Genomic DNA, 21,634 nt, shown 5'->3' on the forward strand with positions numbered 1-21,634 from the left:
AAAAAGAAATTCATGGCAACATTGTTCGTCAAAAATATGGTTTGCAACCGCTGTATTTTGGTTGTGGAAAATGAATTGCAAGCAATGGGAATTGATGATGCAAAAGTTTCTTTGGGTGAAATCACCTTGGATCAAGAGTTGGATGCTACCCAATTATCAAACTTTACAACAAAGCTTGAGACATTGGGATTTGAATTAATCGACAACCAAAAAAGTCGAACTATTGAACAAATCAAAAACCTTATCATTCAACAAATTCATCATCAAAAAGAACCTTTACAACTCAATCTTTCCGATTGGTTAAGCCAAGAATTACAACAAGATTACAATAGTCTTTCGCATTTGTTTTCGGAAATTGAAGGAACGACCATTGAGAAATACTACATCGCTCAACGTATTGAAAAAGTCAAGGAATTATTGGTATACGACGAATTAACCTTAAGCGAAATCGCCGATCAATTGAATTATTCCAGCGTATCCTATTTGAGCAATCAGTTCAAAAAAATCACAGGACTAACTCCTAGCCATTTCAAACAAATTGGCAAAAACAAACGCACACCACTCGATCAAGTCTAGGAAATCTTACAACATAATTCCAAAATCCTACAAGCTTTTTCAAATTTAGAATGCCGAACTTTGCAACATAAGATTCGGATTATGGCATTAGCAAATTCAAAAACCACCAAAGAAACCTTTCCTGTATTGGGCATGTCTTGCGCTGCTTGTGCGAGCAGTGCAGAAAACATTATCAAACAACAAGAGGGTGTAAAGGAAGCCTCTGTAAATTATGGAACGGGGAATTTGATCGTGGAATTTGATACCGCATCTACATCAATTGAGGCACTTCAAAAAGCCTTGCAATCGGGTGGATATGATTTGCTGATCGAAGAAGAATCCAAACAACAAGAAACGCTAGAAGAAATTCACCAAGCGAAATTTCATCAATTGAAAACCAAAACCATTTGGGCGATTATCTTATCACTTCCTGTGGTCATCATCGGGATGTTCTTCATGAATATGCCATATGCCAATGAAATCATGTTGGTGTTTAGCACGCCCGTAGTCATTTGGTTGGGAAGAGACTTTTTCATCGGTGCATGGAAACAAGCAAAACATCGCACGACCAATATGGATACCCTAGTTGCATTGAGCACCGGAATTGCCTATTTATTCAGTGTTTTCAATATGTTTTTTGCTGATTTCTGGATCGATCGCGGCATGCAGCCGCATGTGTATTTCGAAGCGGCAGCCGTAATCATTACCTTTATTTTATTGGGTCGATTGTTAGAAGAAAAAGCCAAAGGCAATACCTCATCGGCATTGAAGAAACTGATGGGACTTCAACCCAAATTGGTGACACTAATTGGCGACAACAACTCCGAATCTCAAATTCCAATTGAAGAAGTTAAAAAGGGCGATCGAATCCTAGTCAAACCAGGCGAACAAATCGCTGTAGATGGATTCGTACTTCAAGGAAATTCCTATGTGGACGAAAGTATGTTGAGTGGGGAACCTATTCCCGTTTCAAAATCAGAAAATGACAAAGTCTTTGCGGGAACGATCAACCAAAAAGGAAGTTTTCACTACCAAGCCGAAAAAGTGGGCAAAGAAACACTCCTAGCTCAAATCATCAAAATGGTTCAAGATGCCCAAGGTAGCAAAGCACCCGTTCAAAAATTGGTCGATAAAATCGCGAGCATTTTCGTACCGATTGTTTTGGGCATTGCGGTTCTTACTTTTATTCTATGGAATATTTTGGGTGGTGAACATGCCATGACGCAAGCTATCCTAGCTGCTGTTACGGTTTTGGTGATTGCTTGTCCATGTGCGTTGGGATTGGCGACACCTACAGCCATTATGGTTGGGGTAGGCAAAGGTGCCGAACAAGGAATTTTAATCAAAGATGCCGAAAGTTTGGAGTTGGCAAAAAATGTCAATGCCATCATTCTAGATAAGACCGGAACGCTCACAGAAGGTAGACCTAAAGTGCAGGAAATCCTTTGGACAAATGAAGATCCGTTGTTTCCCTCTATTTTGGTAAGCTTGGAAAAACAATCCGAACATCCATTGGCCGATGCAGTCGTTTCCTATTTCGAACATCAAGAAATTAAAACCATTTCCAATTTCGAAAGTATAACAGGAAAAGGCGCAAAAGGAAATTATGAAAACGAAACTTATTTCGTAGGAAATTTGAAGTTGATGAAGGAACATCAGATTTCTATCGACAAACAATTGCATGAAAAAGCCAATCAATGGCTACAAGAAAGCAAAACGGTGGTTTGGTTTTCGAATTCGAAAGAAACATTAGCGGTTATTTCCATAGCTGATCAGATCAAAGCTTCGACTCCGAAAGCCATTCAATCCCTGAAAGAAATGGGCATTGACTTGTATATGCTGACTGGTGACAATGAAGCTACTGCAAAAGCAATTGCCGAACAAGTTGGCATCGAAAACTATCAAGCGGAAGTTTTACCTCAAGACAAAGCAGCATTTGTCAAAAAACTACAGGAACAAGGAAAAATCGTTGCGATGGTGGGCGATGGCATCAATGATAGTACCGCTTTGGCTACGGCCGATGTAAGCATTGCAATGGGAAAAGGTTCTGACATTGCGATGGATGTAGCCAAGATGACGATTATTTCGTCGGATTTAACCAAAATCCCTCAAGCCATCAAACTATCCAAACAAACCGTTGCAACCATCAAACAAAACTTGTTTTGGGCATTTATCTACAACCTTATTGGCATACCGATTGCAGCAGGAATTTTGTATCCGATCAACGGATTTTTACTCAATCCCATGTTGGCGGGAGCAGCAATGGCGCTAAGCAGTGTAAGTGTCGTAACGAATAGTTTACGTCTGAAATGGAAAAAATAAAATATTAATTCACTATAAATTAATGAAAATGGAACATAAAAATCTAAAATTCAAAACCAATTTACAATGCGGCGGATGTGTATCAAAAGTACAAGCCGACTTGGATCAATATGTAGGAGAAAACCAATGGCAAGTTGATACCGATAATCCCGATAAACTATTGACGATTCAGAATGAAAATGCATCAGTAGAAGAAATCGAAAAAATCATCAAAAGCAAAGGATTTACGATTGAACAAATCTAAACGGGCCTTTATAGTAAACAAAAAATGCGTCTAGTTGGACGCATTTTTGTTATGAATTAATTGATATGTTCACGATTGGCCAATACAGTCTTCACGTTTTTGTATGCTGTTTCCCATTTCGCAGTGTTTTTAAAATAAATAGTCATTTCGTCATGAAAATCTGGATTTATTGTCAAATCTGATAATTCATAAGATTCCTCACATTGATGCAACTTTCTTAAATACCCCAACAATTCTTTGGTTGACTTCATTTCCAAATCTTGGATAGAGGTGACTTTTGGTTTTGCTTTTTTAGGCATATATTTAAGGCATAGAGGTCGTAAATTTAAAATTTTATTTGAGTTAAAATATTCCAATTTCACCTTATCTCTAGCGCGCGTTTGCAACGCGTGTTTTGCTTATAACGCGTTTGCAACGCAAAAATATCCAATAGAAAATCCTGAATTTTAAACACAAAAAAACCGATTGATTACTCAATCGGTTTCGTTCTGCGGAGAGAGAGGGAAGACACAATATAAAAAACATCATAACCTCCAACCTCTTTAAATATCATAAAAATACTATTATTTCCATTAAATTCAGCACTTTACAACACTTTGTTAATATTGAATCAAATTGAAATGTTTTGAAATAGATTGCAATTTACCGTACAAATACCGTACAAATATTTTATATTTGTTAGTATCATAAAGTATTAGTGTATGGCAACTGTAAATTTCCTTTATCGCTCAACAAAAGAAAAATCTTACCTCAACTTAAGATTATTATTTAGACATGATAATCAAGATATGGTTATTGGAGCAAAAACTCAATTAGAAGTTACTAAACACTATTGGACAAAAGAACATCCACAAAAACGCCCAAAAGACGTTAATATCAGCAATAAACAAATTGAGGTAAATACAGAATTAAATAATATAGAAAGGTATATACTTAGAGCTTTCAATAATTCTGAAATTTCAAATATTTCAAAACAATGGTTAGAAAATCAAATCGAACAATATTACAATCCAAAAACTAAATCTAAAAAAATCCCTATTACACTTGTTGATTATATAGATTTTTATTTAGACTATCGAAAGCATGAGATTAAAAAAGCTTCAATCACAAAATACAATGTAATCAAACACAAATTAGAGCGAATGCAGAATCAACGTAAGAAACCGATTTTGATAGCAGAAATAGACGAAAATTTCAAAAACGAATTTGTGGAATATCAAAAAAACAACAATTATGCACAAAACACGATTCAACGTGAACTTACATTTATAAAAACATTTTGCAAACATGCTAGATATTTAGGTCTTGAAACCAGTCCGCAATTAGACACCCTTAAACTAGAAAAAGTAAAAGCTGAAAAAATTTATCTAAGTTTTAAAGAACTGGAAATCATTGAAGATACAAAATTGGAATTCGACTATTTAGAAAACGCCCGTGACTGGTTAATTATAAGTTGCTATACAGGGCAAAGAGTTTCTGATTTTTTAAGATTTGACAAATCAATGATAAGGATAGAGAAAGGAAAAAGTTTAATAGAATTTACCCAAAAGAAAACAGGTAAACTAATGACCGTTCCACTTCATTCCAAAGTATTAGAAATTTTAGAAAAAAGAAATGGTGATTTTCCACGCTCAATATCAGCACAACGCTATAATGAGTACATAAAAGAAGTTTGCAGAATATCTAAATTAAATGATTTGATAAAAGGAGGCAAACAACTTGAAACGGAAAATGGAATTAGAAAAGTATCGGGTGAATATCCAAAATGGGAATTGGTTACCTCTCACATTGGAAGACGTTCATTTGCCACAAATTTTTACGGAAAAATACCCACTACCTATTTAATCTACATTACTGGACACAGTAGCGAAACAATGTTTTTAAATTACATTGGAAAAAGTAATAAAGATTTGGCAATGGAAATAAGTAATTACTTTTAAATTTTCAAATATGGGAAGTGCCAAAAAAATAATCGACAAAATACTTAGTAGGGAACTCACCCCCCCTTTTGCATTAAGCAAAATTGAAAGTAATTTTAAGTCAGTATATCTTAAGGAAATATTTCTAAAGGAGTTTGAAATGGAAATAAAAGATATATACTTAGAAATTTTCAAAAGCCTTAAGGATTCAGATTTTAAAATACTCTTAGATTTCCATAAGAAAAATATTATTGAAATAAATATAGATGAAAATACCTATTTAACATTCAAACACTTTTGTCGAGAGATTAATGGACAAATTTTCATATCAGATAGAAATACAATTGGATTGACAAATAACTTTCCATCAATATTAACAGTAATTAAAACAAGTGATATTATAAGGGAAACACTTCCTTCGGTTTGCTTTCTTAATAAAATAGATTTATGTTACAAGCTAGGTGACCTAGAATCTCTTTTTGAAGTTGAAAAATTTTTACTTGAAAGCTCAACAGAAATTAACAATAATCTACCAATACAAACCAAGGAATTACACAATAACATTTTCAAAGGAAATGCTCTTGAAATGTGGCAAACTTTGTTTGAAAATTTTCAAATTACTGAAAGTAGTAGGACTGATGTAAAATTCATATATGAGGAAATGAAAAAAGATGGTTTTATATTTAATACAGTTAGTCAAAAATCTTTTCTCGAATGGATTTCAGACACATATCAAATCTCAATAGGAAAAACATCAAATCACTCTAGAACAGGCAAACGCCTTAGTATTTACTCCAACGCTAAACTTTTAAATTCACTTAATGATTCAAAACGTACCCAATAAGGTACAAACCAATATCTTTTAGGATTCAATCCCCGTCAAATCTTTACAATCTAATAAAAACAATTGTAAAGATGACCGATTCAATAATCATTCAAAACCTAACACCTGCAACATTAGAAGAATTAATAAAAGAGGGTGTAAAAAGCCAATTAATCGAGTTTAAAAAAGATTTTCAAACGCACAATGCTGACGAGTTATTAACCCGTGAGCAAACTTGCGAATTTTTAAAAATTGACAGCTCAACCCTTTGGCATTGGACAAAAAAAGGCAAGGTTACAGCCTACGGAATAGTCAATCGTAGATATTACAAAAAAGCAGAATTGCTACAATGTTTAACTCCTATACGAAATAGGAATTAACACACTTTCAAAATGAGTGCAGAAAGCAATTCTTTCCCTCTTTGTGGAGGGATTGTACATACATTAGTACAAAGTGGGACAACCAATAGCCAATCCTCATCACTTGCACCTATAATAGTAAATGGAAAAGGCGCAGATTTCAAGTGTGAGAAAACTATAAAAGCAAGAATCAAAAAGAAAATAGTCACTCAAAAATTAATACTAAGTCTAATAGATGTAGCCATAAAAAAGAAAGACAAAGAAAGTGTAAAAAAATATTGGAACACTTATTATTGCCTTGACAAACCTGTAACAGACGCTAAAAGGTTATATGGAAAATATTGCAAAAATCGTATTTGCACAGTTTGTAGCGGAAATAGAAAAGCAGAATTAATCAATAAATATTTGCCAATTATAAATCAATGGGAAGAACCACATTTCGTAACATTAACAATAAAAAGTGTCTCAAAGAACAAACTTCCATTAATGATGCGAAATATTTTGGTAGGATTAAATAGAATTATTGCCAAAAATAAAAAACGCAGTCAAAGAGGTAAAGGAAAAAAATTAATGGGAATCCGTTCTTTAGAATGCAATTTCAATCCTATAAACAAAACATATAACCCTCACTTTCACTTAATCGTACCTGACAAGGAAACCGCAGATATTTTGGTTGATGAATGGTTGGTATACAGCAACAAAAAGGGATTTTGGGCTAGTAAAAAGGCGCAAGACAAACAAAAGATTTATGACAACGAAAAATGCTTAGTTGAGGTTATCAAATATGGGTCTAAAATAATAACTGTACCAAAAGAAAATGAATCTCATTTAGAACAAATCCCAGCTGTGATTTATGCAAATGCCTTACATAATATTTTGGTTTCAATGAATGGATTGCGCCTATTTGAAAGATTTGGATTTAATGCTAATTTTAAACCAAAAACAACACATGAAATAGTATTAAGAAACTACGAGATACTTAAATACAACCCCTCAATTGGAGATTGGGAAGATGATAATAATAATTCAACATGTAATTTTAAACTTCCTGATAATTGGAATCATTTATTAGAATTCAATATAGATTTAGAGTTAGAATAAAAAGCCTTTAACAATTTTATTATCTTGGCTCAAAATTAACTCTACTGTCTATGTCATTATTTCAGAATTCTGTTATTACAAAACATTTACAAAGTCAAGATAAATCCAAAATAGAAACGCAATGGAATGTATTTAAAAATCATTTTCTCAATACAACCATTCAAGAAAACATACGCAACAGTAAAGAAGAACAATATCAAGGAGAGTTTTTGATTGATTTATTTGTAAACGTATTAGGCTACACAAAGAACCCTACACCAAACTTTAATTTAACAACTGAATACAAGAACGTAAAAGACAGTAAAAAAACAGATGGTGCGATTGTAATCAAAGAAAAAGTAAAAGCAGTAATCGAACTTAAAGGAACGAATACTACCGATTTAAACAAAATCGAAAATCAAGCATTTGGCTACAAAAACAATCAACCCGATTGCGTTTATGTTATCACTTCCAATTTCGAAAAGTTGCGTTTCTATATTGACAATGCAACCGAGTTTTTAGAGTTTAATTTATTTGAACTTAATGAGAAAGAATTTGAACTACTCTATTTGTGTTTAGCTTATGAAAACATAGCCAACGACACGCCAAAAAAAATAAAAGAGCAATCTCTAACTAAAGAGAAAGACATAACCAAAGATTTATACAAAGACTATTCAAATTTCAAATCTGAATTGTATCAAGATTTAGTAAACAACAATGCGGAATTTGATAAATTGATATTGTTCAAAAAATCTCAAAAGCTTATAGATAGATTTTTATTCTTATTCTTTGCAGAAGACCGCCAATTATTACCGCCAAATTCAGTTCGGTTAATTTTAAGTGATTGGAAAGATTTACAAGAACGTGATGTAGAAATTCCACTATACGAACGCTTCAAAAAATACTTTGGCTATCTCAACACTGGATATAAGGGAAAACGATATGATGTATTCGCTTACAATGGTGGTTTATTCAAACCTGATGAGGTATTAGACAATGTTGTTATAGATGATGAACTACTATACAAACACACCAAAAAACTTTCTAATTATGATTTCCAAACGGAAGTCGATGTAAACATATTAGGACATATTTTTGAAAATTCATTAAACGAGTTAGACGAAATTACAGCCCAATTAGAGGGCAAACAAATAGAAAAATCCAAAACAAAACGAAAAAAAGATGGCATTTTCTACACACCTAAATACATTACCAAATACATAGTTGACAATACTGTTGGTAAACTTTGTACTGAAAAGAAAGAAGAACTAAAAATAAATGAAGAAGAATATTTCACAGACAGGAAACGAACAAAAGCAACTAAACAACCTTTATTAGAAAAACTTACCAATTACCGCAATTGGCTTTTGCAAATTACGATTTGTGACCCAGCTTGTGGAAGTGGTGCGTTTCTCAACCAAGCATTAGAATTTTTAATCTCTGAACATAGATACATAGACGAACTACAAGCCAAACTTTTTGGCGATGCAATGGTTTTGACTGATATAGAAAACAGTATTTTAGAAAACAATTTATACGGTGTTGACCTCAACGAAGAAAGCGTTGAGATTGCTAAGCTTTCATTGTGGTTAAGAACAGCCCAACCAAACCGAAAATTAAACGATTTAAGCCACAATATCAAATGTGGCAACTCTTTGATAGATGACACCGAAATCGCAGGTGAAAAAGCCTTTAATTGGCAAAATGAATTCCCTCACGTATTTGCCAAAGGTGGTTTTGATGTGGTGATTGGAAATCCGCCTTATGTTAGACAAGAATTATTTAAGGATATTAAGCCTTATTTGGAAAAAAACTATAAATGCTACAATAGTATAGCTGATTTATATACTTATTTTATTGAAAAAGGAATATTATTAATAAACATTCAAGGAATTTTCTCATTTATTCTTCCAAATAAATTTATAAAAGCAAGTTACGGTAAAGAAATAAGAAGGCTCATAAAAGAAGAGTCAAACATTGAGTTACTATATGATTTTAATGATTACCCTGTATTTGAAGATGCTACAACTTACCCAATAATATATGTGCTAAACAAAAAAGCAAACTATGATAAAGATTATTTTGTCTATTCTGAAATTAGTAAGAAAGAAACTTCAAATAATCCTCTTGACTTATTATGTCAAAAATCAATATCTGTAAGTTATAAATCCTTAAACGAAAATAGTTGGCAATTTCAAGATGAAAGAAGTAGCCAAATAATTGTAAAACTAAAAAAAGATTCAATAAGTTTAAAAGAGCTAGTTGATGATAAAATATTTAGAGGTGTATCGACGGGTAAAAATGAAGTGTTTATTATAAATAAAGTAACAGCAGAAAGGTTAAGAAACGAGAAAAACAAAAATTTTATAAGAAAAATAGTTACTGGAAAAGAAGTAAAAAGAAACTTATTAACTTTTGAAGATTTGTATCTATTGTTTATTCCTTGGGAATATGATTTGGAATTTGATGAAAACATCAAAGAATATTTATTAGAAAACAAGTTGTTGCTATGTAATAGACCAGAAGTTAAAGAAGGGCGTTTTAATTGGTGGTGTTTAAGTAGATACGGTAGCAAAAACTCAGAATTCTTATTTAAACCTAAAATAATATATCCTAGAATTAACAATACTTGTAATTTTTATTATGATTCATTAGGAGAATATTCTCTTTCAGATAATAACTTTTTCATTTCTACCGATGAAAAATATATTTTACCTATATTAAATTCTAAACTTACTTACTTTTATTTAAAAACTATTGCATCATCACTGCAAGGAGGTTATTTAGATTTTAGAAGACCGTATGTTGAAACCATTCCTATTAAAATCCCTAATAATAAATTTGAATTTGAAAAACTATCAGAATATTTAATTAAGTACAATAATCAGCTTCAAGAACAATCGCAAAGATTTCAACGTACTATTCAACGCAAATTTGAGTTAGAAGACTTACCTAAGAAACTTCAAGAATGGTATTTATTATCGTATGCAGAGTTTATAAAAGAATTAGCAAAGAAGAAAATCAAGCTTTCCTTATCAGAGGAAGCCGAATGGGAAGACTATTTCACAACAGAAGCTAAAAAAGTGTTAGCTATCAAAAATCAGATAGATACTACCGACAAAGAAATAGACAAAATGGTGTATCAATTATATGGTTTAACTGATGAAGAAATAGAAATCATTGAGAACAGTTAAAACCGAATATCAAACTAACCAACCAAAACCAATATAACACCTAAAAGAATTACAACCGTACATTAATCGTACAAATACAAAAAATAAAAAACCCTAAACTATTGAATTTCAATAATTAGGGTTTTTATCTTGCGGAGAGAGAGGGATTCGAACCCCCGGAGGTGTGACCCTCAACGGTTTTCAAGACCGCCGCATTCGACCACTCTGCCATCTCTCCTTTGGAACAGCGGGCTGTTCCGTTTTGTGGGTGCAAATATAAAGATTAAATTTTCATACTTCCAAACCTAAATCGAAATTTCTACCACATTTTTTAAAATATCTTCCAAATCCTCTCTTTTACGTATCAGATAGTCCTTCCCATCCAATAGCAAAACCTCTGCTGGCTTGAATCGAGAGTTATAATTGGAAGCCATTGAGTAACAATAAGCTCCCGCATTTTGAAAGCATAAAACATCCCCTTCTTTGATCTCATTGATTTTACGATTCGCTCCAAACGTATCCGTTTCACAAATATATCCGACAACTGTATAATAGCGAAATCTTCCTTCTGGATTGGACAAATTATGGATTTCGTGATGTGCACCATAGAACATCGGACGGATCAAATGGTTAAATCCGCTATCAATTCCAGCAAACACTGTAGAAGTCGTTTGTTTCACCACATTCACCGAAGCCAAAAAATACCCCGACTCGCTCACCAAATACTTCCCAGGTTCAAACATCAAGGTCAATTCCTTTCCATATTTCGCTTCAAATTCATTGAATCTTGCGCCCAATTTCTCACCCAAATATTCGATATCCGTTTCATCACCATCCGGTTTGTACGGAACTTTAAATCCACTTCCAAAATCCAAATACTCCAAAAAGTGGTAATCCTTGGCAACTTCAAACAAAATTTCAGCACCTTGCAAAAACACATCAATATCCAAAATATCAGAACCCGTATGCATATGGATTCCATTAATTTTCAATCCTGTGTTTTCTACCAATCGCTTTACCAAAGGCATCTGATGAATTGAGATCCCAAATTTCGAATCAATGTGTCCCACCGAAATATTGGAATTCCCTCCCGCCATAATATGCGGATTGATGCGTACACAAACCGGATAATCCGGATACTCGTGCCCGAAATGTTCCAAAACAGAAATATTATCGATGTTAATTTTCACGCCCAAATTCGCAGCCATTTCAATTTCCTCAAAAGAAACACCATTTGGCGTATAAATAATTTCATCGGGTTCAAAACCTGCTTTGATCCCAATCATCACTTCTTGGATCGAAACCGTATCCAATCCCGCACCCAAACTTTTGAAATACTTCAAAATATTCAAGTTCGTGTTCGCCTTACACGCATAATTCAGCTTCAACTTCTTGACAGAGGAAAATGCCTTGACCATACGATTGTATTGGCGGTTCATCACTTCGGCATCGTACACGTACAACGGAGTACCGTACGTTTCGGTAAGACCTAAAAGTCTTTCTCTGTCAAAATTCATTGTTGTAAATATTTAAAATTGAGCGACAAAAATACATAATAAGAAATTAGACAATAGAGAAAAGATAAAAGAAACCTTTGCGCAATCTTTGCGACTTTTGCGATACAATTCTTCTTAGTGTACTTTTTGCTAAAAAGCTCCCATCCTACAACCCCCAATTCCAAGCCTCCAACTTCTACCCTCTATCAACTAATGCCTATAAACATTTTTTTCCGTAAATTGCGCTCTCTTAAAAGTCAAACAAAATAAAATACCAATAAATGAAAGAAGTTGTCATCGTATCTGCGGTAAGAACCCCAATGGGATCCTTCTTAGGCGGATTATCCTCTGTTCCAGCTGTTCAATTGGGAGCAACTGCCATCAAAGGAGCTTTAAATAAAATCAATTTAGATCCATCTTTGGTTCAAGAAGTATTTATGGGGAACGTATTGCAAGCAGGGGAAGGACAAGCTCCAGCTCGTCAAGCTGCTTTGGCTGCAGGTTTACCCAACACTGTTCCTTGTACAACCGTAAACAAAGTATGTGCTTCAGGAATGAAAGCTGTGATGTTTGCTGCTCAAGCCATCAAATGTGGTGATGCCGATATCGTGGTTGCTGGTGGTATGGAGAGTATGTCTCAAACTCCTTTCTATAGCTTAAACACTCGTTCAGGAAATAAATTTGGGAATACACAATTGATCGACGGTATTGTAAACGATGGTTTACAAGATGCCTACGATAAAAAAGTAATGGGATTCGCTGCTGATTCAACAGCTGTGAAATACAACATCACTCGTGAGCAACAAGATGCTTTCGCGATCGAATCCTACACACGTTCTAAAAATGCTTGGGAAGCAGGAAAATTTGCAAACGAAATCGTTCCGGTTGAAATCCCTCAAAGAAAAGGTGACCCTATTTTGATGAGTGAGGACGAAGAATACAAATCGGCAAACTTTGCGAAATTCCCTGAATTACGTCCAGCTTTCGAAAGAGAAGGAACCGTAACCGCTGCCAACGCTTCAACTTTAAATGACGGAGCTTCTGCTTTGATCTTAATGTCTCGCGAAAAAGCAGACGAATTGGGTATCAAACCATTGGCAAAAATCGTTTCTTATGGAGATGCAGCGCACGAACCAGAATTATTCACAACTGCACCTGCAAAAGCAGTCCCAGTAGCTTTGGCTAAAGCAGGATTGAATGCTTCAGATGTTGATTTCTGGGAATTCAACGAAGCTTTCTCGGTAGTAGGATTGGTAAACACACAAATCTTAGGATTGGATCCTGCGAAAGTTAACGTAAATGGAGGAGCAGTTTCTTTAGGACATCCACTTGGAAGTTCAGGATCTAGAATCATCGTTACTTTGATCAATGTATTGAATCAAAACAATGCAAAAATCGGAGGAGCTGGAATCTGTAACGGTGGTGGTGGTGCTTCGGCAATCATCATTGAAAATTTACAATAAAATCTTCTAGAGATTACCAATATCAAAGCCATCTTTTGAATCTCATCAGATGGCTTTTTCTTACCCAAAAATTACTCATGGAAAAATTAAAAGGATATTCACTTGCTGTCATTTCTGCAGCATCCTATGGCTTGATACCGCTTTTCATATTACCGATGAAACAAATTAATTTCTCGATGGACCTTACTTTGTTTTATCGATTTCTTATCGCTGGTATATTTGTACTAGCCATTGTTTTGATCAAAAAGGAAAGCCTGAAACTCAATGGTCAAGAATTTTTTACAATGGCATTTTTGGGATTGTTTTACGGACTTTCATCCGATTTACTTTTTTTGGGATATGATTATTTAACACCTGGTATAGCCTCTACCATCCTTTTTGTCTATCCGGTAATCGTTGCCATCATCCTAATTTTATTCTTCAAAGAAAAAATCAAAAAGAGAACTTTATTATCTTTACTAATAACGTTTTCAGGAATATTTTTACTAAGCGTGAAAGATTCTTCTTTCACGATTGAATTTTTCGGATTAGCTGTTACCTTGGGAAGCGCCTTATTTTATGCACTTTACATCATTACGGTTAACAAATCAAAAATTAAAGTTTCGGGTTGGAAACTTACTTGTTTCTCGATGCTTTTTACTTCTATCTATTATTTGATCAAACTCTTTTTCAAACAAGAAAGCTTGAGTTTACCCGAGGCAGATATTTTTCTTCATTTTGTATTATTTGCCTTGATCACATCGGTAATATCTACCACTGCTCTTGTTTATGCAATCAAACTCATCGGCTCTACTCCTACAGCCATAATGGGGGCTTTTGAACCTGTTGTTGCCGTTTTAATAAGTGTTTTATTATTTCAAGAAATAGTCACCAACCAATTGATTTGGGGTGTGTTGCTAATTCTAATGGGTGTTATTCTCAACATTCTTTCCGATCAGAAACTGCCTAAATTTTTGCGAAAAAAATTCAATTCCAAATCGACTTAATTTCATCAATAGAAATTCTTTTTTCAAAAACTTCGAATGATGTATTCCATTTCAAAATTTTATCTTTGTCTAAATCCAATTTTAGATGAACATTCAGGAAAAAATTCAAGCTTTACGCGAAGAAATCAATCAACATAATTACAATTATTACATTCTAGATCAACCTTCTATTTCTGATTATGATTTCGATGTTTTGTTGAAAGAATTGAATGATTTGGAAAAGCAACATCCTGAATTTTTTGATCCAAACTCACCTACGCAAAGAGTTGGTGGTGGCGTTTCCAAAAATTTCCCAACAATTGTACACGAATACCGAATGTATTCATTGGATAATTCCTATTCAATCGAAGATTTACAAGATTGGGAAAAACGAATTGAAAAATCCTTGGAGGAAAAAGTCGAATTTGTCTGCGAATTAAAATACGATGGCGCATCCATTTCGATTCAATACGAAAACGGAGATTTGAAACAAGCGGTTACACGTGGAGATGGATTTCAAGGAGACGAAGTAACGGCGAACATTCGTACAATCGGATCCATTCCATTGAAATTGAAAGGAAATTATCCTTCGAAATTTTATGTACGAGGCGAAATCATTTTGCCCCACAAAGAATTCAACCGAATCAATTCTGAACGTGAAAAACAAGGATTGGAATTGTATGCCAACCCAAGAAATACCGCAAGTGGAAGTTTGAAATTACAAGACAGCGCCGAAGTTTACAAACGTCGTTTGGATTGTTATTTATATACGATTGTCGGCAATCAATTGCCTTTTAATTCACAATGGGAAATGCTTCAAGCTGCGAATTCGTACGGATTCAAAGTTCCTCCTACTTCGAAATTATGCCAAAGTTTGGACGAAGTTTTGGCTTTCATCGATCATTGGGACAAAGAACGCAAAAACTTACCCTTTGAAATCGACGGAATTGTTGTCAAAGTAAATTCCTTTGCGCAACAGCAAGAATTGGGATTTACAGCGAAATCCCCACGCTGGGCAATGGCCTATAAATTCAAAGCAGAAAAAGTCGAAACCGAATTATTGAGTATTTCCTACCAAGTCGGACGAACCGGAGCCGTAACGCCTGTTGCGAATTTGAAACCTGTTTCCTTAGCGGGAACGATTGTAAAACGTGCATCGCTTCACAACGAAGACATCATCAACAAATTGGATGTTCGAATTGGCGATAGGGTTTACGTTGAGAAAGGTGGCGAAATCATTCCGAAAATTGTTGAAGTCAATTTCGATGTACGTCAACCTGATTCTGAAAAAATTGAATTCATCCAAAATTGTCCCGAATGCGGAACTGAATTGGTTCGAAATCCAGGCGAAGCCCAACATTATTGTCCCAATGAAGACGGATGCAAACCACAAATCATTGGCCGAATGGAACATTTTGTTTCCCGAAAAGCGATGGATATGGCTAGCATAGGTGGTGAAACGGCGGTTTTATTGTACGACAATCAATTGGTAAAAGATGTTGCCGATTTCTACAAATTACAGAAATTTATGTTGTTGCCTTTGGACCGAATGGCCGAAAAATCAGCACAAAATATCATCGATGCAATTGAAGAATCCAAAAAAATTCCTTTTGAAAAAGTTTTGTATGCAATTGGAATTCGTCACGTAGGCGAAACCGTTGCCAAAAAATTAGCCAAACGTTTTCATTCGATGGATAATTTGATGCAAGCCTCTTTGGAGGATTTGGCTTCCACCGAAGACATTGGAGAAAAAATCGCCATCAGCATTCAAGAATTCTTCGCGAAAGAGAAAAATCAAATTTTAATCCAACGTTTGAAGGAAGCTGGATTGCAAATGGAATTGGGCGAAGATTCCAAACCCACTTCCAATGTTTTGGAAGGAAAAACCTTTTTATTCACAGGATCTTTAACAAAATTCACTCGAGACGAAGCCCAAGCCTTGGTCGAACAGAATGGCGGAAAAAATGTTTCAGGTGTCAGCAAGAATTTGAATTATTTGATCGCTGGCGAAAAAGCTGGAAGTAAATTGGCAAAAGCACAAGCTTTGGGAACGGTTCAAATCTTGACAGAAGATGAGTTTTTAGCCATGATTTAATCATTTTCTGAAATCTTAAAATACGTGTTGCCTTAGTTTTTCCGTAAATTCGTAAAAACTGGAAATATGAAAAAACTTGTTTTCTTTACGTTATTCTTGATTTCATTAGGATTATTTGCTCAAAATAAAACGGATTTACAAGGAGCATATTTACTAGAAAAAGAGGGAGTCAAAAAACTTTGGCTATTTGTGGATGGATATTCATCCCTAACTGAATATACCGAATCTGAATACATTCAATCCAAAGGAGGTCCTTTCATAATAACAGGAAATTCTTTGACCATTACGTTAGAATTCAACGATAAAAATCCGGAAACTGTTGGAGACTATATCTCCTATCCAATTCAATGGCATGAAAATTATTTCATGGATGAACTCGGAAATAAATGGATCAAACAAACGCCTATTTCTCAAGAATTAGATGGCGCCTGGAAAATTACTGCAAGGAAACAAAATGGTGAAATGCATGAAATTCATCAAACAGGTGAACGAAAAACCATCAAATTATTGGTAGATGGATATTTTCAATGGTTTGCAATCGACCCATCCCAAAAGAGTTTTTCGGGTACAGGTGGTGGTTTATATTTTTTCAAAAAAGATGTTTATACCGAAAAAATCCATTTTTTTTCTCGAGATAATGCACGAGTTGGAACATCATTAGAATTTGAGGGAGAAATTCAAAATGGAAAATGGCATCATAGCGGACTAAGTTCAAAGGGTGAGCTTATTTACGAAATATGGACTAAAATAAATTAGGCCTTAGAATTCTCGTCAACGACCTTTTTTCTTTTTTCATAAGGAGATTTATCCATTGGATTGGCTCCGAATAAACCAAAGAAAATAGACATTACCGCTGAAAACACTGCGAACAAAATCATCGCTACAATGAATCCATAAAATTGGTTTTCGCTCGTAAAAAATCCAATAGTAACCGCGATTACGAAAGCTACTGCATAATATATGAATGTCTTTTTCATCTCTTTCTAATTAGTTTGCAAATGTCCGACTAACTTTTTGAATTCCCTCAATTTGTTTCAATTCTTCTAGAATTTTTTCCAATTGGGATTTGTTTTTAACCGAAACTGAAATCTTACCATCAAACATTCCATCTTCTTCCGAAATGTTAATACTTCGAATGTGAACGTGTAAATTGGAAGAAATAATTTTGGTAATATCATTGATCAAACCAATTCTATCCAATCCTTGAATGTTCAAAATTGCACGATACAACTGTGCCGAAGAATCAATCCATTTGGCACGAATGATTCTGTAGGCTTGATTGGCTTGTAAGGAAACTGCATTGGGACAATCTTTCTTGTGGACACGAATTCCTTTTGCGACGGTCACAAAACCAAATACTTTATCGCCCGCAATTGGGTTGCAACAAGAAGCCAAATCGTAATCCAATTTTTCTTCATCTGGACCAAAAACCAAGGAATCCAATTTCTGTTTTGGAACCTCTTCTGTAACAGTAGGAGTTTTGGCTTTGGGTCTAAATCGATTGATAAATCCTGTAATTCCAGAACGTCTTTCCACAAATTTTCGCAAACTTTTGTTGTCGATTTCACCCGTTGCAACTTTATAAAAGACATCTTGACTGGTTTTGGTTTTGAAGAAATTCACCAAATCATTGACAACCGATTCACTAAAATCAACCTTCAAATGACGAAGTTTACGAATCAAAATCTCTTTTCCTTCTTCAGAAGTCGCTCTACGAGCAGCATTCAAGGAAGCTTTAATTTTGGAACGCGCTTTACTTGTGGTCGCAAATTCCAACCAATCAGGTTTGGGTTTTTGATTGGGAGATGTGATGATTTCAATTTGATCTCCACTCTGCAATTCATGGCTCAACGGATATAATTTCCCATTGACTTTTGCTCCCAAACAAGTATCGCCAATGTTGGAGTGAATCGCATAAGCAAAATCCAAAGAAGTTGCACCTTTTGGCAATGAAAACAAATCTCCTTTTGGTGTAAAAACATAGATTTCTTTCGCGTACAAATTGAACTTGAAATTATCAATGAATTCTGATGCATCTTGGGTTTCGTTATTTTCCAACATTTCTCGAACTTGAGAAATCCATTCGTCCACTTTGGAATCTTCAACTTGATAATTCTCCTTGTATTTATAGTGAGCAGCAACTCCCCTTTCTGCCAATTCATCCATTCGCTCAGAACGGATTTGAACTTCTACCCAACGCGCCATCGGTCCCATTACGGTGATGTGTAGCGACTCATAACCTGTAGATTTGGGTTGGGAAATCCAGTCACGTAATCGTTTAGGATTGGGTCTGAAAATATCCGTCACAACCGAATATATCTTCCAAGCAATGAATTTCTCGTTCTTTTTATCGGCTCGATAAATGATTCGGATGGCAAACTTATCATAGACCTCTTCAAATGAAACATGCTGCGTCTGCATTTTCCGATGAATGGAAAAAACCGATTTTGAACGTCCTTTGATGTCAAATTCCAAACCTTCCTCTTCTAATTTTTCTTGAATGATTTTCTTAAAATCTGCAATGTATTGCTCACGTTCTTTGTCACTTTCTTGCAACTTACGCTCGATGCTGTAATACTCTTCGGGCTTTGTATATTTCAAACTCAAATCTTCCAATTCCGATTTGATGTTGTACAAGCCCATTCGGTGAGCCAAAGGCGCATAAATGAAAATCGTTTCAGACGCAATTTTCAACTGCTTGTCTTCATTCATCGATTCCAGCGTACGCATATTGTGAAGTCGATCGGCAATTTTGATCAAAATCACCCGAACATCTTCAGAAAGCGTCAGAAGCAATTTTTTATAATTTTCCGATTGAATGGAAACATCTTGTTTGTTTAAAACGGAAATTTTCGTCAAACCATCAATGATACGCGCAATTTTCTCCCCAAAAATTTCCTTGATATCTTCCAAGGTATAATCGGTATCTTCCACCACATCATGCATCAAAGCTGCAGCAATACTCGTTGCACCCAAACCAATTTCATCCGCCACAATTTTGGCTACTTCAATCGGATGAAATATATAGGGTTCACCTGTTTTGCGGCGTTGATCTTTGTGCGCATCAACAGCCAAATCAAATGCCTTACGAATTAATTTCTTATCGTCTTTTGTCAGCGTCTGATATGTATGCTGAAGCATGTCTTTGTATCGACGCGAAATCTCCTGGTTTTCCTTCTCTATCGGATCTAAAATCTTTTCTTCTGCCATAGGTTAAAGTTAGTCAAAATGGATAAAATCTACAATATGTCATTAATCAGACTTGGCGGTCTTCCAATGACAGCTTTTCCGTTATGAATCACGATTGGACGTTCAATCAAATTAGGAAATTCCGCCATTGCTTCCAAAATTTCTTGGTCGCTCAATTCTTTTCCTTTGAAATTTTCTTTCCAAATGGTTTCGTTTTTACGCACCAAATCAATCGGTTGAGTCTTCAATTTTTCTATTAAGTTTTTCAATTCATCCACTGAAACTTTGTCCTTCATATACTCAATCACTTCGAAATCTTTTCCAGATTCTTCCAAAATTTGAAGTCCTTCACGACTCTTACTACAACGAGAATTATGATAAATTTGAATCATCTAATTGGGATTTTGCTTAAATTTATACAAAGAAAACAAACTTTGAAACCATTTGCTTACATAATTACGATTTTGTTGATTTTATCGAGTTGCGCTACCCAAGCGCCCATAAAATCAGCAACCGACACCTTAAGTTTTGAGAAAAATGAGGAAGAAGAATATGACATTATCGTTCTAGATACGGAATACAATATGTACTTGATGTCCATTGCAAAACCGATGAATTTTTATTCGGAAGAATACTATAAAAACAAAAATATTTTCTACGTAAGCGAATGGAATTCAAGAGTTTCTCAACCTTTTCGATTTGATCCCAATTTTTATTCGATGCGAATTGATTACAATCCGACAGAAAATTATGGGTTAAAATTGGAATACAAACTCTACAATTACTTCCAATTCATCAATTGGAAATACAAAGTTAATTTAGACTTTGGCAGATAAATTATATCTTTGCCCTTATGTTTAATAACGACCTATTAAAGGATTTAAGTCAGCGAATCAACGACTTACACACCTACTTAGAAATCGAAAATAAAGAAATCGAAATAGCGAACGAAGAAGAACGTACCGCATCACCAGATTTTTGGGACAACCCAAAAGAAGCAGAAGTTTTCATGAAAACTTTGCGTTCCAAAAAGAAATGGGTAGAAGATTACTACGAAATCAAAAATGCCTTCAACGACTTAGAAGTTTTGGTGGAATTCAACAAAGAAGGTGAAGCTTCTGATGAAGATACGCAAGCTCAATATGAAATCGCCTTGAAACTTTTGGAAGATATTGAATTCAAAAATATGCTTTCTGAAGAAGGAGATAATTTAAGTGCAGTTTTACAAATTACCGCTGGAGCTGGAGGAACCGAATCATGCGACTGGGCAGGAATGCTAATGCGTATGTATTTAATGTGGGCTGAAAAAAGCGGATATAAAGTTCGTGAATTGAACTTTCAAGCGGGAGATGTTGCAGGAGTCAAAACGGTTACTTTGGAAATTGAAGGTGAATTCGCATTCGGATATTTAAAAGGAGAAAATGGTGTTCATCGTTTGGTGAGAATTTCACCTTTTGATAGCAACGCCAAACGCCATACAAGTTTCGTGTCGGTTTATGTGTATCCGTTGGTGGATGACACCATCGAAATTGAAGTCAATCCAAGTGATGTTGAATTGCAAACTTCTCGTTCAGGTGGAGCGGGTGGACAAAATGTCAACAAGGTTGAAACCAAAGTTCAATTAACGCATAAGCCTACTGGTATTGTCGTGGTTTGTCAAATCGAACGCTCACAATTAGGTAACCGTGAACGCGCCATGCAGATGTTGAAGTCCGAATTGTACAAAATTGAATTGGAAAAACGAATGGCCGCAAGAAGCGAAATCGAAGCCAATAAAATGAAAATTGAATGGGGTTCACAAATCCGAAATTATGTGATGCACCCATATCAATTGGTAAAAGATGTTCGCACAGGATACGAAACAAGTGATGTTCAGTCTGTAATGAATGGAGATTTAGATGAATTTCTAAAATCTTTCTTAATGTTGATGGGACAAAAACAAGAAGACTGA

At 34.8% G+C, this 21,634-nt stretch carries 19 protein-coding genes and 1 tRNA gene; 14 read left to right on the forward strand and 6 right to left on the reverse strand.

Going from position 1 to position 21,634, the window contains the following annotated elements:
- Positions 1-12 precede the first annotated feature (12 nt).
- The 3 genes from ABID46_RS03470 (at position 13) to ABID46_RS03480 (ending at position 3,121) form a co-directional block, all read left to right on the forward strand.
- Entirely contained in the window at positions 13-576 is a 564-nt protein-coding gene (locus tag ABID46_RS03470) for an AraC family transcriptional regulator (protein WP_354507110.1), read from the forward strand.
- 81 nt (positions 577-657) lie between these two features.
- Entirely contained in the window at positions 658-2,877 is a 2,220-nt protein-coding gene (locus ABID46_RS03475; protein WP_354507112.1) for a heavy metal translocating P-type ATPase, read from the forward strand.
- Between the two features lie 28 nt (positions 2,878-2,905).
- On the forward strand, positions 2,906-3,121 hold the full coding sequence (locus tag ABID46_RS03480; RefSeq protein ID WP_354507114.1) for a heavy-metal-associated domain-containing protein: 216 nt from the start codon (positions 2,906-2,908) through the stop codon (positions 3,119-3,121).
- 56 nt (positions 3,122-3,177) lie between these two features.
- On the opposite strand, the gene ABID46_RS03485 is transcribed toward ABID46_RS03480, so the two are convergent.
- Positions 3,178-3,420: a hypothetical protein gene (locus ABID46_RS03485; protein WP_354507116.1), complete on the reverse strand. Its 243-nt coding sequence runs from the start codon at positions 3,418-3,420 to the stop codon at positions 3,178-3,180.
- A gap of 402 nt (positions 3,421-3,822) precedes the next feature.
- On the opposite strand from ABID46_RS03485, the gene ABID46_RS03490 reads away from it, so the two are divergent.
- The 5 genes from ABID46_RS03490 to ABID46_RS03510 all read left to right on the forward strand — a co-directional run bounded on the left by ABID46_RS03490 (position 3,823) and on the right by ABID46_RS03510 (position 10,496).
- Positions 3,823-5,061 carry a tyrosine-type recombinase/integrase gene (locus tag ABID46_RS03490; protein ID WP_354507118.1) on the forward strand — a complete coding sequence of 413 codons (1,239 nt, stop codon included), beginning with the start codon at positions 3,823-3,825 and terminating at the stop codon, positions 5,059-5,061.
- A gap of 10 nt (positions 5,062-5,071) precedes the next feature.
- Positions 5,072-5,884, forward strand: coding sequence for a hypothetical protein (locus ABID46_RS03495; RefSeq protein WP_354507120.1), 813 nt, complete (start codon positions 5,072-5,074; stop codon positions 5,882-5,884).
- 71 nt (positions 5,885-5,955) lie between these two features.
- Positions 5,956-6,243 carry a helix-turn-helix domain-containing protein gene (locus ABID46_RS03500; protein ID WP_354507122.1) on the forward strand — a complete coding sequence of 96 codons (288 nt, stop codon included), beginning with the start codon at positions 5,956-5,958 and terminating at the stop codon, positions 6,241-6,243.
- Positions 6,244-6,255: 12 nt separating this feature from the next.
- A complete protein-coding gene (locus tag ABID46_RS03505) occupies positions 6,256-7,323 on the forward strand; it encodes a rep family protein (protein WP_354507124.1) in 1,068 nt (355 codons plus the stop codon).
- Positions 7,324-7,373: 50 nt separating this feature from the next.
- Positions 7,374-10,496, forward strand: a complete 3,123-nt coding sequence (locus ABID46_RS03510) for an Eco57I restriction-modification methylase domain-containing protein (protein WP_354507126.1) — start codon at positions 7,374-7,376, stop codon at positions 10,494-10,496.
- 132 nt (positions 10,497-10,628) lie between these two features.
- On the opposite strand, the gene ABID46_RS03515 is transcribed toward ABID46_RS03510, so the two are convergent.
- Positions 10,629-10,713: transfer RNA gene (locus ABID46_RS03515), tRNA-Ser, on the reverse strand.
- A gap of 67 nt (positions 10,714-10,780) precedes the next feature.
- A complete protein-coding gene (gene lysA, locus ABID46_RS03520; RefSeq protein WP_354507128.1) occupies positions 10,781-11,992 on the reverse strand; it encodes a diaminopimelate decarboxylase in 1,212 nt (403 codons plus the stop codon).
- 260 nt (positions 11,993-12,252) lie between these two features.
- On the opposite strand from lysA, the gene ABID46_RS03525 reads away from it, so the two are divergent.
- From ABID46_RS03525 to ABID46_RS03540, 4 genes are all read left to right on the forward strand, one after another.
- Positions 12,253-13,434, forward strand: a complete 1,182-nt coding sequence (locus ABID46_RS03525; RefSeq protein ID WP_354507130.1) for an acetyl-CoA C-acyltransferase — start codon at positions 12,253-12,255, stop codon at positions 13,432-13,434.
- 77 nt (positions 13,435-13,511) lie between these two features.
- A complete protein-coding gene (locus ABID46_RS03530; RefSeq protein ID WP_354507131.1) occupies positions 13,512-14,420 on the forward strand; it encodes a DMT family transporter in 909 nt (302 codons plus the stop codon).
- Between the two features lie 85 nt (positions 14,421-14,505).
- Positions 14,506-16,494: an NAD-dependent DNA ligase LigA gene (gene ligA / locus ABID46_RS03535; protein WP_354507133.1), complete on the forward strand. Its 1,989-nt coding sequence runs from the start codon at positions 14,506-14,508 to the stop codon at positions 16,492-16,494.
- A 66-nt stretch (positions 16,495-16,560) separates the two neighbouring features.
- Complete coding sequence (locus ABID46_RS03540) at positions 16,561-17,250, forward strand: hypothetical protein (RefSeq protein ID WP_354507135.1); 690 nt, start codon at positions 16,561-16,563, stop codon at positions 17,248-17,250.
- Here ABID46_RS03540 and ABID46_RS03545 read toward each other — a convergent pair.
- From ABID46_RS03545 to arsC, 3 genes are read right to left on the reverse strand one after another with little or no spacing between them, the layout of a single operon-like run.
- Entirely contained in the window at positions 17,247-17,471 is a 225-nt protein-coding gene (locus ABID46_RS03545; protein ID WP_354507137.1) for a hypothetical protein, read from the reverse strand. The genes ABID46_RS03540 and ABID46_RS03545 overlap by 4 nt on opposite strands.
- 10 nt (positions 17,472-17,481) lie before the next feature.
- A complete protein-coding gene (locus tag ABID46_RS03550) occupies positions 17,482-19,704 on the reverse strand; it encodes a RelA/SpoT family protein (protein ID WP_354507139.1) in 2,223 nt (740 codons plus the stop codon).
- A 29-nt stretch (positions 19,705-19,733) separates the two neighbouring features.
- Positions 19,734-20,075, reverse strand: a complete 342-nt coding sequence (gene arsC, locus ABID46_RS03555) for an arsenate reductase (glutaredoxin) (RefSeq protein ID WP_354507141.1) — start codon at positions 20,073-20,075, stop codon at positions 19,734-19,736.
- Between the two features lie 42 nt (positions 20,076-20,117).
- On the opposite strand from arsC, the gene ABID46_RS03560 reads away from it, so the two are divergent.
- Both ABID46_RS03560 and prfB read left to right on the forward strand, forming a co-directional pair.
- Positions 20,118-20,519: a DUF6146 family protein gene (locus tag ABID46_RS03560; protein WP_354507143.1), complete on the forward strand. Its 402-nt coding sequence runs from the start codon at positions 20,118-20,120 to the stop codon at positions 20,517-20,519.
- A gap of 17 nt (positions 20,520-20,536) precedes the next feature.
- Positions 20,537-21,634 (forward strand): peptide chain release factor 2, encoded by a 1,098-nt coding sequence (gene prfB / locus ABID46_RS03565; RefSeq protein WP_354507144.1) that lies wholly within the window; start codon positions 20,537-20,539, stop codon positions 21,632-21,634.

The sequence above is a fragment of the Moheibacter stercoris genome (genome assembly GCF_040545805.1).
GTDB lineage: Bacteria > Bacteroidota > Bacteroidia > Flavobacteriales > Weeksellaceae > Moheibacter > Moheibacter stercoris.

Excerpts from the sequence above, each read along its gene's own strand:
- ABID46_RS03525 (WP_354507130.1), top strand. The coding sequence starts at position 12,253 with ATGAAAGAAGTTGTCATCGTATCTGCGGTAAGAACCCCAATGGGATCC.
- arsC (WP_354507141.1), bottom strand. The coding sequence starts at position 20,075 with ATGATTCAAATTTATCATAATTCTCGTTGTAGTAAGAGTCGTGAAGGA.
- ABID46_RS03495 (WP_354507120.1), top strand. The coding sequence starts at position 5,072 with ATGGGAAGTGCCAAAAAAATAATCGACAAAATACTTAGTAGGGAACTC.
- ABID46_RS03475 (WP_354507112.1), top strand. The coding sequence starts at position 658 with ATGGCATTAGCAAATTCAAAAACCACCAAAGAAACCTTTCCTGTATTG.
- ABID46_RS03490 (WP_354507118.1), top strand. The coding sequence starts at position 3,823 with ATGGCAACTGTAAATTTCCTTTATCGCTCAACAAAAGAAAAATCTTAC.
- ABID46_RS03545 (WP_354507137.1), bottom strand. The coding sequence starts at position 17,471 with ATGAAAAAGACATTCATATATTATGCAGTAGCTTTCGTAATCGCGGTT.
- ABID46_RS03550 (WP_354507139.1), bottom strand. The coding sequence starts at position 19,704 with ATGGCAGAAGAAAAGATTTTAGATCCGATAGAGAAGGAAAACCAGGAG.
- prfB (WP_354507144.1), top strand. The coding sequence starts at position 20,537 with ATGTTTAATAACGACCTATTAAAGGATTTAAGTCAGCGAATCAACGAC.
- lysA (WP_354507128.1), bottom strand. The coding sequence starts at position 11,992 with ATGAATTTTGACAGAGAAAGACTTTTAGGTCTTACCGAAACGTACGGT.
- ABID46_RS03510 (WP_354507126.1), top strand. The coding sequence starts at position 7,374 with ATGTCATTATTTCAGAATTCTGTTATTACAAAACATTTACAAAGTCAA.
- ABID46_RS03480 (WP_354507114.1), top strand. The coding sequence starts at position 2,906 with ATGGAACATAAAAATCTAAAATTCAAAACCAATTTACAATGCGGCGGA.
- ABID46_RS03485 (WP_354507116.1), bottom strand. The coding sequence starts at position 3,420 with ATGCCTAAAAAAGCAAAACCAAAAGTCACCTCTATCCAAGATTTGGAA.
- ABID46_RS03530 (WP_354507131.1), top strand. The coding sequence starts at position 13,512 with ATGGAAAAATTAAAAGGATATTCACTTGCTGTCATTTCTGCAGCATCC.
- ABID46_RS03540 (WP_354507135.1), top strand. The coding sequence starts at position 16,561 with ATGAAAAAACTTGTTTTCTTTACGTTATTCTTGATTTCATTAGGATTA.
- ABID46_RS03470 (WP_354507110.1), top strand. The coding sequence starts at position 13 with ATGGCAACATTGTTCGTCAAAAATATGGTTTGCAACCGCTGTATTTTG.
- ABID46_RS03500 (WP_354507122.1), top strand. The coding sequence starts at position 5,956 with ATGACCGATTCAATAATCATTCAAAACCTAACACCTGCAACATTAGAA.
- ABID46_RS03505 (WP_354507124.1), top strand. The coding sequence starts at position 6,256 with ATGAGTGCAGAAAGCAATTCTTTCCCTCTTTGTGGAGGGATTGTACAT.
- ligA (WP_354507133.1), top strand. The coding sequence starts at position 14,506 with ATGAACATTCAGGAAAAAATTCAAGCTTTACGCGAAGAAATCAATCAA.